We start from the raw sequence: 13,041 nt of genomic DNA on the forward strand, positions 1-13,041 counted from the left end.
GGTCGACCGCGTTCCGTGATTCACCCTCCGTGACCGCAACGGGCGGGCTACAGTCGCGCCCAACAGAGGGGGTGCATTGGGGGAGTTCTTCGCAGCCGCGCTCGCTTTCCCGACTGTCCTGCTCACGGTCCTGCTGGTGGCCGTGGTCGTGTTCTGGTTGCTCGCCGCGTTCGGGGTGGACCTCGACGGCGGCGTCGAACTGGCCTACGGGCTGGGTGGCGTGCCGGGCAGCGTCGTGTTCTCCCTGCTGGTGCCGATCGCCTGGTTCGCCTGCCTGGCCGGCGCGACGCTGGTCGACGGCTACGACTGGGCGGTCCTGCTCGGGTCGCTGGTGGTCGGGTTCCTCACCGCCCGGCTGGCCGTGATCCCGTTGCGGCGCCTGTACCCCGTGCTGCCGGACGCGTCCCGGCACGACTTCGTCGGGCGGGTCTGCGTGATCCGCACCGGCACCGTGACCGCCACGTTCGGCCAGGCCGAGGTGACCGCCGCCGACGGTTCCTCGGCGATCGTCCAGGTGCGCCAGGCCGGCGCGGACGACCTGCGCGCGGGCACGACCGCGCTGATCTTCGACTACGACCAGGACGGCGAGTTCTTCTGGGTCGCCCCGATCCCTACCTACCCGTTGGGGGAGCACTGATGGGAGTCATCACCACCGGCTTCGGCATCCTCATCGCCGTCGCCCTGGTCGTCGCGATCGCGCTGCTGATCATGGTCAGCCGCTTGTTCCGCAAGATCGACCAGGGCAAGGCGTTGATCATCTCCAAGGTGCGCAAGGTGGACGTCACGTTCACCGGCGCGGTCGTCCTGCCCGTGCTGCACCGCGCGGAGATCATGGACATCTCGGTGAAGACCATCGAGATCCGCCGCGCCGGCAACGAGGGCCTCATCTGCAAGGACAACATCCGCGCGGACATCCGGATCACGTTCTTCGTCCGGGTCAACAAGACCGTCGAGGACGTCATCAAGGTCGCCCAGGCCATCGGCACCGCCCGCGCCAGCGACGAGGCGACCCTCCAGGAGCTGTTCAACGCCAAGTTCTCCGAGGCGCTCAAGACCGTCGGCAAGCAGCTCGACTTCGTCGACCTCTACACGCACCGCAACGAGTTCCGCGACCGGATCATCGAGGTGATCGGCACCGACCTCAACGGCTACAGCCTGGAGGACGCGGCGATCGACTACCTGGAGCAGACGCCGATGGCGCAGCTCAACCCGTCGAACATCCTGGACGCGCAGGGCATCCGCAAGATCACCGAGCTGACCGCGATCGAGCACGTGCGCACCAACGAGTACCAGCGCGGCGAGGAGAAGGAGATCACGCGCCAGAACGTCGAGGCGCGCGAGGCGATCCTGGAGCTCGAGCGCCGCCAGGCCGACGCGGAGATCAAGCAGAAGCGCGAGGTCGAGACCATGCGCGCCCGCGAGGAGGCCGAGATCGCCAAGGTGCAGGCCGAGGAGCGGCTCAAGGCCAACACCGCGCACATCCGCACCGAGGAGCAGCTCGGCATCCAGCACGAGAACAAGAACCGCGAGATCGCGGTGGCGGAGAAGAACCGCGAGCGCGTGATCGCGATCGAGAGCGAGCGCATCGAGAAGGACCGCCAGCTGGAGGTCATCGGCCGCGAGCGCGAGACCGAGCTGACCCGCATCGCCAAGGACAAGGAGCTGGAGGCCGAGAAGCGGGCCATCGCCGAGGTGATCCGGGAGCGGATCGCCGTGGAGAAGACCGTGGCGGAGCAGGAGGAGAACATCAAGAAGCTGCGGGCCCTGGAAGAGGCCGAGCGGCTGCGCCAGACCACGATCATCGCCGCCGAGGCCGAGGCCCAGGAGAACCTGGTCAAGGACATCAAGGCGGCCGAGGCGGCGGAGGCCGCGGCGAAGTTCAAGGCCCGCGAGGAACTCCTGCTGGCCGAGGCCCGCCAGCAGGCCGCCGAGCTCGACACCCGCGCCATGATCCGGCTCGCCGAGGGCAAGCAGGCCGAGGCCGCCGCGACCGGCCTGGCCGACGTGCAGGTCAAGATGGCCGACGTCCAGGTCCGGGAGCGCGACGCCGAGGCGCTGGAGAAGACCGGCCGCGCCGAGGCCGCCGTGGAGCGGGAGAAGGCCCTGGTGGCCGCCGAGGCGATCCGCGAGAAGCTCAAGGGCGAGGCGGAGGGCCTGGCGGACAAGGCGAACGCGATGGCCGCGCTGGACGAGGTCACCCGCGAGCACGAGGAGTACCGCCTGCGGCTGGAGACCGAGAAGGAGATCCGGCTGGCCGGCATCGACGTGCAGCGCCAGATCGCCGAGTCGCAGGCGATGGTGCTGGCGGCGGGCCTGGAGAAGGCCGACATCGACATCGTCGGCGGCGAGACCATGTTCTTCGACCGGGTGGTCGGGGCGGTCACCGCGGGCAAGAGCGTCGACGGGTTCGTGGAGCACTCCGACGTGGCCCGGACGCTCGGGGCGTCGTGGCTCAACGGGAAGTCCGACTTCACCCAGGACATCGGCCGCCTGCTCGGCTCGTTCGGCACCGAGGACCTGAAGAACGTCACGGTGTCCGCGCTGCTGCTCAAGCTGATCAACTCGGGCGGCCCGGACGCGCCCGCGATGCGTGAGCTGCTGGCCACGGCCCAGCGCCTGGGCGTGGCGGAACGGCCGGTGGCCGCGCTCGCCGGCCAGTCGTGACCGCTGCGATGACCACCACGCTCGACGCCGGCACGTACGAGGTGCTGCGGGCCCGGCTGGCCGACCAGGCCGCCGGGCTCGCCCGCCGCGCCGAAGCGCTCAACGCGCGCCGGCTGGAGGTGTTCGGCAGCGCCGAGCTGACGCTGCTGGGCACCGAGCGCATCCGCACGGAGAACAACTGCGTCCCCAGGGACGTCGTGCAGGTGGCCGGGCTGATGTTGTTCGGCTACAACGTGTTCATCGGCCTCAAGCCCGAGACGACGATCGACGACGTCTTCTCCCTGCACCGCTTCACCCGCGACGGCGACGCCTTCCGGTTCGAGGACGCCGCCCGCACCGAGCTGCCCGGCCTGCTCGACGACCCTCAGTTCGAGCGGGACTTCGCCGAGCTGTACCGGTACTACAGGGACACCCGGCTCATGCAGCTGCGCCGGGTCGAGGGCAAGCTGCTCGCGGTGTTCCAGACCGGCGCGCGCACCGAGGACATCCGGGTGCTGCGCTGGCAGGTCGCCACCGACGGCACGGTGAAGTACCTGGACAACCGGGGCGAGCGCGACCACGTCTTCCCGCCCTCGCACGACTTCGAGTGGACGCCCACCGCGCGCGAGCACCACGTGCTGGGCCGCCACCCGCACATCTCCATCGAGGACGAGGTCTTCGTGGAGACCGTGGGCGGCGACCTGACCATCAAGGTGGAGAACAACACCGAGACCGGCGAGGGCATCTACCGCGAGCCGGTGGACGAGCCGCTGCAGTCGCTGGCCGACGCGGACGTGGAGTACGCGCGGGTCGGGTCGCAGATCCTGCTGCGCGTGCGCCCGTACAAGGAAGACACCTGGCGGCACTTGGTGTTCAACACGCGCACCAAGACCGTCGTGCGGCTGGACGGCATCGGCCAGGCGTGCCAACGGCTGCCCGAGGACCAGGGCCTGATCTTCCCCGGCGGCTACTACCTCGCCACGGGCGTCAGCAAGACGTTCGACACCGACGTGGACGAGCTGGAGTTCGAGCGGGTCATCCGGTCCACCAACGGCGAGGACGTGCTGTACGTCTTCCACGCCCGCCGCGAGGGCCGGTCGCTCCTGCTGCCCTACAACGTGATCCGCAAGGAAGTCGCGAACCCGTTGCCGTGCCACGGGTATTCGCTGTTCGACGACGGCACGCTGGTCGTCTTCCGCGCGCTGAACGAGGAACCGACCCGCGTCCACCCCATGCAGGTCTGGCAGACGCCGTACCTGTCCGACACCTACGCCGCCGCCCAACCCGCCGGCACCGGGCCGCTGGAGCGGGTCGGCAACGCGGACCTGGTGCGCGGCATCTCCGACTGCCTGTCGGTGAGCCGGATGGTGGGCGAGATGGCGCCGTCCGTGCCGGTGTTCGAGGACCTGATCGCCTCCTGCACCAGGGTGTTCGACGCCTACCACTGGCTGGGCGACCCCGACCTCGGCGACCTGCGCACGCCGTTGACCGAGGTCCGGGCCACGGCCGAGCAGGTGCTGGACGAGTTCGAGACCGTGCAGGCCCTCACCGACCAGGCCGCCGCGGCACTGGCCGAGGCCGCCGACGGCATCGCCGCCCTGATCCGGCGCACCCGCGGCGAGGTGCCGGTCAGCGCGGACGCCTGGGTGCGGCAGCTCGCCGACCTGCGCAAAGCGCAGGGCCGCCTGGTCACGCTCAAGGAACTGCGGTACGTCGACCTGGCGCGGATCGAGGAGCTGTCCGCGCGGCTGGGCGAGGAGCTGGCGTCCACGGCCCAGCGCGCGGTCGAGCACCTGCGCCGCGAGGACGCGTTCACCGGCTACCACGAGCAGGTCGAGGAGCTTGTGGGCAAGGCCGAGGCCGTGCGGACGGTCGCCGAGGCCAAGCCGGTCACCGACGAGCTGGCCGAGCGGCAGCGCGGGCTGGAGGTGCTGACCGAGGTCGTCGGGTCGCTCGACATCGCCGACGCCACGGTCCGGACGTCGATCCTGGAGCGCATCGGCGAGGTGCTGGGCGGCCTGAACCGCGCACGGGCCACTGTGGACGGTCGTCGGCGCGAACTGCTGGCCACCGAAGGGCGGGCCGAGTTCGCGGCGGAGTTCGCGTTGCTCGGGCAGGCCATCACGGGCGCGCTGGCGGTCGCGGACACGCCCCAGGCCTGCGACGAGCAGCTGGGCCGGCTGCTGCTGCAACTGGAGAACCTGGAGTCCCGGTTCGGCGAGTTCGACGACTTCCTGGCCCAGCTCGGCGCCAAGCGCACCGACGTCTACGAGGCGTTCTCCTCGCGCAAGCAGGCCCTGCTGGACGAGCGGTCCCGGCGGGCCGACCGGCTGGCGGACTCGGCCGAGCGCATCCTGACCGGTGTCGCGCGGCGCGTCGCCGGGCTCGGGTCGCTGGACGAGGTCAACACCTACTTCGCGGCCGACCCGATGGTGGCGAAGGTCCGGTCCATCGCCGGGGAACTGCGCGACCTGGGCGACACCGTCCGCGCCGAGGAGCTGGACGGGCGGGTGCTCGCGGCCCGGCAGGAGGCCGGGCGGGCGCTGCGCGACCGGCTGGACCTGTTCGACGGCGAGACGATCCGGCTGGGGCGGCACCGGTTCGCGGTGAACACGCAGCCGGTGGACCTCACCCTGGTGCCCAAGGACGGCGCGCTGTCGTTCGCCATCACCGGCACCGACTACCGCGCCCCGGTGCGCGACGAGGCCTTCGCGGCCACCCAGCCGTTCTGGGACCAGCTGGTGGTGTCCGAGACGCCCGAGGTGTACCGGGGCGAGTACCTGGCCACCTCGATCCTCGCCGAGCAACCCGTGGACGCCCTGCACACGGCCGTGACCGAGGGTCGGCTGCTGGAGGTGGTGCGGCAGGTCGCCGAGACGCGGTTGGACGAGGGTTACGAGCGCGGGGTGCACGACCACGACGCCGCTCGCATCCTCGACGCGGTGTTGCGCCTGCACGCGGGGGCCGGGGTGCTGCGGTACCCGCCTTCGGCTCGTGCGGCGGCGCAGCTGTTCTGGGCGGCGGCGGACGAGGAGGCCCGGGGGCGCTGGACGCGGCGGGCGTCGTCGTTGGGGCGGGCGCGGTCGGTGTTCGGGCACACGTCCGCGATCGACGAGCTGTGCGCGGAGCTGGCCGAGCACATCGGCGACGCGCTGGCCGGGGAGTACCTGTTCGAGGAGCTGTGCAGCGCGCCCTTCGGGTTCGCCACCAGCGCCGGGGCGCGGGCGTTGGTGGACTCGTTCCACCGGGCGCTGGGCAACGGCAAGGAGTTCGAGGACGACCTGCGCGCGTTGACCGATCCGGCGGACCGGAAGGCGCTGGTCGAAGGCTGGTACGGCGCGTTCCTGGCCGGTCGGGACGACCCGGACCTGCCCGAGGCGGTGGCGCTGGAGCTGTGCCGGGACCTGCCGCGGCACGAGTCGTCGGCGCAGTTGCGGGCGTCCGTGAGCGGCCTGCTCGGCGCGCACCCCCGGATCGTGGACCGCGAGCTGGAGTTCCGGCTGGACGAGCTGTTGACGCGGACCCGCCGGTTCCGGGTCGAGCGCGTGCCCGCGTTCCGCGCGTACCAACGGCACCGCAACGAGCTCGTGGCGGCGGAGAAGCGGCGGCTGCGGCTGGAGGAGTACCAGCCGAAGGTGATGAGCGCGTTCGTCCGCAACCGGTTGCTGGACGAGGTGTACCTGCCGCTGATCGGCGACAACCTGGCCAAGCAGCTCGGCGCGGCCGGCGACGACAAGCGCACGGACCAGATGGGCCTGCTGCTGCTCATCTCCCCGCCCGGCTACGGCAAGACGACGTTGATGGAGTACGTCGCCAACCGGCTCGGGTTGGTGTTCGTCAAGGTCAACGGCCCGTCGCTGGGGCACGACGTGACCAGCGTGGACCCGGCCGACGCGCCCAACGCCACCGCCCGGCAGGAGGTCGAGAAGATCTCGTTCGCGCTGGAGGCGGGCAACAACGTCCTGCTGTACCTGGACGACATCCAGCACACCTCGCCGGAGCTGCTCCAGAAGTTCATCTCCCTGTGCGACGCCCAGCGGCGGATGGAAGGCGTGTGGGACGGCCGGACGCGGACGTACGACCTGCGGGGCAAGCGGTTCGCGGTGTGCATGGCGGGCAACCCGTACACCGAGTCGGGGCAGCGGTTCCGCATCCCGGACATGCTCGCCAACCGCGCGGACGTGTGGAACCTCGGCGACGTGCTGTCCGGGCGCGAGGACCTGTTCGCGTTGAGCTACATCGAGAACGCGTTGACCTCCAACGCGGTGCTCGCGCCGCTGTCCACGAGGGACCGGGGGGACGTCGAGCTGCTGGTCCGGATGGCGCGCGGGGAGGAGGTCCGCTCGGACCAGCTGAGCCACCCGTACACGTCGGTGGAGCTGGAGCAGGTGCTCTCGGTGCTGCGCAAGCTGCTGCGGGTGCAGGAGGTCGTGCTGGCCAACAACCAGGCCTACATCGCCTCGGCGGCGCAGGCGGACGCGTCGCGGGTCGAGCCGCCGTTCCAGTTGCAGGGTTCGTACCGGAACATGAACAAGCTGGCGGAGAAGGTCGTGCCGGTGATGAACGACGCCGAGCTGGCGGCGGTGATCGACGACCACTACCTGGGCGAGGCGCAGACGCTGACCTCGGGCGCGGAGGCGAACCTGCTGAAGCTGGCCGAGTTGCGGGGGACGTTGACCCCGGAGCAGGCCCGGCGCTGGGACGAGGTCAAGGCCGCCTACGTGCGGGCGCAGGCGCTGGGTGGGGCGGACGACGATCCCATGAGTCGGGCGGTCGGCGCGGTGGGGTTGTTGGCGGACCGGGTCGGCGGCGCGATCGACCGGCTGGCGAGCCGGGACGGCTGAACGTCGGCGAGCGGGGCGGGGTCAGTCCCCGTCCCACTCGCAGGCGACGCCGTCGAGGTCGAGGTCCAGGTGGTGGCGGTCGCGGCCCAGGACCTCGATCCGGGTCAGGCCCTGGTCGCGCAGCCACTCGCAGGCCTCGCGCGGGTCCATCGGGAAGAACCACGGCACGCACACGCCGTCGGTGAGGTAGCCGTCGTCGCAGTTGTTGCCCTTGGGCTTCTTCTTCGCCGTGGACGTGGGTGGCGGCTCGGTCGTCGTGGTGGTGGGTTCCGGGGTGCTGGTCGCGGTCACCGGGACGGCGGGGCTCGGTTCCGCCGTACCAGTTGAGACGGGGAGATCGGCGGGCGGCTGCACGTTGACGGTGGTGGTGTGGGTGGCGCTGAGGACGCCCGGCTGGACCGGGCTCAGGTCGACCCGGCGGACGTCCACCGGGCGTGGCTGGTCCACGGAGATCACCAGCGTCAGCAGCGCCCCGGACGCCAGGGCGCCGATCGCGCCGGCGAAGGCCAGTCGTCTGCTCATCCCAGTACCCGCTCCAGAAGGCACTCCACGGTGCCGCGTGGAATCGTTCTTGTCGCCGCGCTCGTTACGGGTGGGACACGAGAGTCACCCGGTGCGGTGGACCCGACCGTTGTGACACGATCGGGTGATGCCGGCGGATGTGGGAATCCTCGGACCGGGCACGGTGACGTGGCAGCTCCACGCCGACCCGGCGATGTGGGTCGCGGGCATCTCCAGCCTGTACCTCCAGGCCCTGCACCCGCGCGCGGTCGCCGGGGTCGTGCAGAACTCCAACTTCCGCGAAGACCCCCTGGGCCGGCTCGTGCGGACCGCCAACTTCGTCGGCACGGTCAGCTACGGCACCACCGACGAGGTGCGCGAAGCCGCCGCCAGGGTGCGGATGGTGCACCGGGCGCTGCGCGGCGAGGACGAGCACGGCCGGCGGTTCCGGATCGACGACCCGGAGCTGCTGCTCTGGGTCCACTGCGCCGAAGTGCACTCCTTCGTGACGGTCGTGCGCCGCGCGGGCTACCGGCTCACCGACGCCCAGGTCGACCGGTACTACGACGAGCAGCGGCGCACCGCCGAGCTGGTCGGGCTGCACGCGGACGAGGTGCCCGGCAGCGCCCGCGCCATGGCCGACTACTTCACCGCCACCCTCCCCGAGCTCAAGCGCACCGCGGACTCCGAAGTCGTCTACCGGTTCCTGCACCGCCCGCCGGTCGCCGGCCTCCTCCGGCTCGGCCTGGACGCCTACGAACCCCTCCTGGGCCACCTCGCCTACTCGGTGCTGCCGCCGTGGGCCACCGCCCTGCACGGCCACCGCCCCTACCCCGAGCCGGTCGCCACGACGATGTTGCGGGCCGCCCGCGCCGCCGCCCTCCTGGTGCCGCCGCCGATCCGCTGGGGCGTCCCCGACGGCCACGTCAACCGGGCCGTCCGGCGGCTCGGCCTGGGCGCCGTGCCGCGCCGCTCGCTGCTGCCATAGGGGTTTGTTCGACGTCACACCAATCCGTGCTCCGAACGGTCCAGTCGATTGCGCTGTTGAGACCTTCGTCGCATAAGGATCTTCAATGCCGGTGCCTAGCATGAACCACGTCTGGTGCGTAGATCCGCACCGCGTACCCGAGCACCGGAAGGTTCGCAGCCCATGCTGTTCCGACGACTGCTGCCCGCGATCGCGGCGGTCACCGCTCTCTCCCTGACCTCAGCCTGCGGCGGCGCGGACGACAACACGCTCCAGGGCAAGGCCGACGACGGCAAGCTCACCATCGGCATCCGGTTCGACCAGCCGGGCCTCGGGCAGCGCCGCCTGGACGGCAAGGTCGTCGGCTTCGACGTGGAGGTCGCCAAGTACGTGGCGGGCAAGCTCGGCGTGCCCGAGTCCGGCATCACGTGGAAGGAAGCCCGCTCGGCCGACCGCGAGAAGTTCATCACCGACGGGACCGTGGACTTCGTCGTCGCCACCTACTCCATCACCGACAAGCGCAAGGAGAAGGTCGCCTTCGCGGGCCCGTACTTCCAGACCGGCCAGGGCCTCATGGTCCGCTACACCGACGACGAGATCACCGGACCGCAGACCCTCAACGGCAAGCGGCTGTGCTCGGTCACCGGCTCGACCTCGGCGCAGAAGGTCGCGGCCGAGTTCGCGCAGGGCGTGGAGCTGGTCGAGTACGGCCAGTACTCCGACTGCGTGACCGCGCTGCTCGCGGGCAACGTCGACGCCGTCACCACCGACGAGGTCATCCTCGCCGGGTACGTGGCCGAGAACCCCGAGCTGCTCAAGCTGGTCGGCGACACCTTCACCACCGAGCGCTACGGCGTGGGCCTGGCCAAGGGCGACACCGCGGGCCGTGACAAGGTCAACTCCGCGATCGAGCAGATGGTCGGCAGCGGCGAGTGGCGCAAGGCGCTGGAGCGCAACATCGGCCAGTCCGGCGTGAAGCTGCCCGATCCCCCGCAGGTCACCGAGAAGTAGCCCCGCGTTCAGTGGTAGTGCTGCGGGTGGTCAACCCGATACGCTCGCGTGCGCAGGCCGTGGTTTCTGTGTTCGTGTCACACGCTCGCGGAACGACACGCGGGCGTGCCATCCCTGCCGCAGGCGGCGGGGAAACGCCCCGGGACGGCCGGGGTTGCACGGTGCAGCCCCAAGCTTTCCTGCGATGGAGGCAGGTACATGGCACTGGGCACGGTCAAGTGGTTCAACGCCGAGAAGGGCTTCGGGTTCATCGCCCAGGAGAACGGCGGTCCCGACGTCTTCGTGCACTACTCGGAGATCCAGGGCGGCGGGTTCCGCACCCTGGAGGAGAACCAGCGCGTCGAGTTCGAGATCGGCCAGGGCACGAAGGGTCCGCAGGCCCAGAACGTCCGCAAGGTCTGATCGCTTTCGCACGAGAGGCCCCCGACCGGTCGCGGTCGGGGGCCTCTCGGCGTTGACGGGGGACTAGAAGCCGCGCTGGCGGGCTTCCCACTCCAGGCGCTGCATGACCCACTCGGTGGCCAGGGCCTGCGGGGACGTCTGCCGCTCGGCGGCCAGCTCCTTCAGCTGCTCGTTGGCCATGAGCTGGAGGCGGAGCTGGTAGACCTGCGCGTTGCCGAAGCTGCTGCCGGACGCGGTCGTCTCGACGTCGGGGTCCGGGGCCAGCGCCGCGAGGTACGAGGTCAGCTCCTCGTCCGGCAGGATCTCCTCCTGCTCCTTGGCGGGAGGCCGATGCCGGCCGGATTTCGAGCGTCCTAGGGATCCAAGAGGCACGGCGGCAACGATAACGGTTGAGTTGCGGAACGCGCCAAACTGTGGCGTGGGTCACAACCGTGTGCACGGAGAGGCCCCCGCGCCAGGGGGAGGAACGCGGGGGCCGGAGGGGATCTCCACAGGCGCTGACCGGGGGTGTGTCAGCAATTCGGATTGTTGCACGTGCACCGGGACCTGGGGAGTGGGTTCGCCCAGATTCTTCAGCGCGCGCACAGCGTTGCCGGGCCACGGCTTCCGGGCCGATCCGGGGAGATCCCCACGACCCGCCGACGTCGGCGTCAGCCGACGAGCGTGTACCCCGCCTCGGTGACGGCGGCCTTCACCTCGTCGTGGCCCAGCTCACGGGTGCTGGTCACGGTGACCGCGCCGGTGGCGAGCTCGACGTCGACGCCGGTGACGCCGTCCACGGCGGTGAGCTCCTCGGTCACGGAGCTGACGCAGTGCCCGCAGGTCATGCCGCTGACGGTGTAGGTGGTGACGGACATGGTGGTTTCCTCTCGAACCGGTGCGTCTTCCGAGGATACCCCTACGGGGTAGTGGTGTCGTCGGGTGGCGGGGTCTCCAGGCTCGTGATCTCGCTCTCCAACCGGCCGACGAGCTCCTCCAGGCCGGCGAGCATGCCGTCCAGCTCGGACATCTTGTCGCTCATCATGGCCTCGATGTCGGCCTCGATGGCGGCGAGGTTCAGGCTGCCGAACAGCAGCTGCGGGTCGACTGCCGGCATCCCACCCGGTCCGACGGCCCCGGTGGCGGTCACGTCGGCCGCCGCCGAGACTTCGGCCTCGGCTTCGGGGACTTCAGGCGCGACTTCGGCTTGCGGCGCGGCGGGCTCGGCGGCCGGCGCGGCCGGTTCGGCGGCCTCGGGGGCGGGCGCTGCCGGCTCGGCGGCCTCGGGGCCGGGCGCGGCCGGTTCGGCGGCTTCGGCGGCGGGCGCGGCCGGCGTGGGGGCTTCGGCGGTGCGCGCGGTCGGTTCCGCCGGGGCGTCGGCGGGCTCGGGTGCGGTCGGCTCGGCGGCTCGGTCCGCGGTCGGCTCGGTCATGGGTCCACCCTCTCGCTTGTTCGCGCCAAGCACATCACGGGCCGCTTGACACCAAGTGGTTTACACGGAAAGTGACACTCCGTTGTCTTGGAATCACTCTGCGGGGGGCTGCGGTGGTTCGACGGGCTCGCTTAGCCTCGCGCCAACCTCAAGTCGGGGAGGCGTCATGAGCGGGTCCCTAGAAGTGCGTCAGTTCCTGTGGAACCAGGACGACATCATGTCGAGGCCGGGCGGTGGGGTGCCCGCGCAGCGGACCGGTGAACCCTCGCGGATCTCGGACGAGCAGGTCCACCGGGCCCGCTTGTCGGTGGCCCGGGGCGCGACCAGCGCCGAGGACTGCCGGCTGCTGCTCGACATGCTCGGGCTGTCTCCGGGCGAGGACGGCGGCCCGCCGCCCGTTCAGCGGTAAGCCGTAGGTGAAGGGGCCCGCCCGACACGCGCACCCCCCGGGGTAGCGCGTCTCGGGTGGGCCGCTTCGAAACATACCGAGCGGTCTTTTTCGGAGCAATTCACGCGGCGGTTCCCGCGGAGGTCTCCGGGCGGACGTGCTTGCGCACCGGCGCGCCGGCGCGAAGGCTGTGCACGCACCGCACCGCACCGACCACTCGGAGCCTGTGATGTCCCCGCAGCACCGTGCGCTGGCCACCCGCGAGGCCATCCTCCGCGCTGCCGCCGAGGAGTTCGACCGCGTCGGCTACGACGCCGCGCCGCTGAGCGCCATCCTGGAGCGCAGCGGCGTCACCAAGGGCGCGTTCTACTTCCACTTCACGTCCAAGGAAGCGCTGGCGGCGGCGATCGTCCAGATCCAGGACGACACCTGGCCGCGCCTGGCCGACCGGTGGCGCGACCGTGCCATCGACCCCCTGAGCACGCTCGTCGGCCTGTTCGACGAGGCCGTGTCGCTGCTGTCGCGGGACGTCGTGCTGCGCGCCGGCGTCCGGCTCGCCGCGGACCGCGAGCTGGGCTACCCCGGCCTGGCCTCCGCGCACCTGCGCTGGGAGAAGGTCCTGGCCGACCTCCTGGCCGCCGCCGGGGACGCGGGCCAGCTGCGGTCCGGCGTGGACCCGGAGGCGGCCGCGCGGATGCTCACCTCCGCCGCCCTCGGCGCCCGGTTGATCTCCAGCGCCACCTCGCGCTGCGCCGACTACCCGGAGCGGATGCGCGAGGTGTGGCGGTTCGTCCTGCCGGGACTGGCCACCGACGAGTGGACTGCCTCCGTACTTCGGATGTTTGCCGACCGGCAAGTTTTGTGACACTGTTAC

At 71.0% G+C, this 13,041-nt stretch carries 12 protein-coding genes; 8 read left to right on the forward strand and 4 right to left on the reverse strand.

Annotation, left to right across the window (positions count from 1 at the left end):
- Positions 1–76 precede the first annotated feature (76 nt).
- Genes DFJ66_RS25510 through DFJ66_RS25520 form a run of 3 tightly spaced genes read left to right on the forward strand, consistent with a single transcriptional unit; the run spans position 77 to position 7,487 of the window.
- Positions 77–637, forward strand: coding sequence for a hypothetical protein (locus DFJ66_RS25510; protein WP_121224512.1), 561 nt, complete (start codon positions 77–79; stop codon positions 635–637).
- Positions 637–2,664, forward strand: a complete 2,028-nt coding sequence (locus DFJ66_RS25515; protein WP_121224515.1) for a flotillin family protein — start codon at positions 637–639, stop codon at positions 2,662–2,664. The genes DFJ66_RS25510 and DFJ66_RS25515 overlap by 1 nt, the downstream gene beginning before the upstream one ends.
- 8 nt (positions 2,665–2,672) lie before the next feature.
- Positions 2,673–7,487, forward strand: coding sequence for a DNA repair ATPase (locus tag DFJ66_RS25520; RefSeq protein WP_121224517.1), 4,815 nt, complete (start codon positions 2,673–2,675; stop codon positions 7,485–7,487).
- 21 nt (positions 7,488–7,508) lie between these two features.
- Here DFJ66_RS25520 and DFJ66_RS25525 read toward each other — a convergent pair whose 3' ends face one another.
- On the reverse strand, positions 7,509–8,009 hold the full coding sequence (locus DFJ66_RS25525; RefSeq protein ID WP_121224519.1) for a hypothetical protein: 501 nt from the start codon (positions 8,007–8,009) through the stop codon (positions 7,509–7,511).
- A 127-nt stretch (positions 8,010–8,136) separates the two neighbouring features.
- Here DFJ66_RS25525 and DFJ66_RS25530 point away from each other — a divergent pair, with 127 nt between their 5' ends.
- The 3 genes from DFJ66_RS25530 (at position 8,137) to DFJ66_RS25540 (ending at position 10,368) form a co-directional block, all read left to right on the forward strand.
- Positions 8,137–8,976, forward strand: coding sequence for an oxygenase MpaB family protein (locus DFJ66_RS25530; RefSeq protein ID WP_121224521.1), 840 nt, complete (start codon positions 8,137–8,139; stop codon positions 8,974–8,976).
- 162 nt (positions 8,977–9,138) lie between these two features.
- Positions 9,139–9,966: a glutamate ABC transporter substrate-binding protein gene (locus tag DFJ66_RS25535; RefSeq protein WP_121224523.1), complete on the forward strand. Its 828-nt coding sequence runs from the start codon at positions 9,139–9,141 to the stop codon at positions 9,964–9,966.
- Positions 9,967–10,164: 198 nt separating this feature from the next.
- Positions 10,165–10,368 (forward strand): cold-shock protein, encoded by a 204-nt coding sequence (locus DFJ66_RS25540; protein ID WP_121224525.1) that lies wholly within the window; start codon positions 10,165–10,167, stop codon positions 10,366–10,368.
- A 63-nt stretch (positions 10,369–10,431) separates the two neighbouring features.
- On the opposite strand, the gene DFJ66_RS25545 is transcribed toward DFJ66_RS25540, so the two are convergent.
- The 3 genes from DFJ66_RS25545 to DFJ66_RS42975 form a co-directional block, all read right to left on the reverse strand.
- Positions 10,432–10,740 (reverse strand): hypothetical protein, encoded by a 309-nt coding sequence (locus DFJ66_RS25545; RefSeq protein WP_121224527.1) that lies wholly within the window; start codon positions 10,738–10,740, stop codon positions 10,432–10,434.
- 278 nt (positions 10,741–11,018) lie between these two features.
- Positions 11,019–11,225, reverse strand: a complete 207-nt coding sequence (locus tag DFJ66_RS25555) for a heavy-metal-associated domain-containing protein (protein ID WP_121224531.1) — start codon at positions 11,223–11,225, stop codon at positions 11,019–11,021.
- Positions 11,226–11,266: 41 nt separating this feature from the next.
- On the reverse strand, positions 11,267–11,779 hold the full coding sequence (locus DFJ66_RS42975; RefSeq protein WP_170199655.1) for a hypothetical protein: 513 nt from the start codon (positions 11,777–11,779) through the stop codon (positions 11,267–11,269).
- A gap of 166 nt (positions 11,780–11,945) precedes the next feature.
- On the opposite strand from DFJ66_RS42975, the gene DFJ66_RS25570 reads away from it, so the two are divergent.
- Together DFJ66_RS25570 and DFJ66_RS25575 are read left to right on the forward strand one after the other, a co-directional pair.
- Positions 11,946–12,188, forward strand: coding sequence for a hypothetical protein (locus DFJ66_RS25570; protein WP_121224536.1), 243 nt, complete (start codon positions 11,946–11,948; stop codon positions 12,186–12,188).
- Between the two features lie 208 nt (positions 12,189–12,396).
- Positions 12,397–13,032 (forward strand): ScbR family autoregulator-binding transcription factor, encoded by a 636-nt coding sequence (locus DFJ66_RS25575; protein WP_121231733.1) that lies wholly within the window; start codon positions 12,397–12,399, stop codon positions 13,030–13,032.
- Positions 13,033–13,041: the final 9 nt, after the last annotated feature.

The organism is Saccharothrix variisporea (assembly GCF_003634995.1).
In the GTDB taxonomy this organism is placed as follows: domain Bacteria; phylum Actinomycetota; class Actinomycetes; order Mycobacteriales; family Pseudonocardiaceae; genus Actinosynnema; species Actinosynnema variisporeum.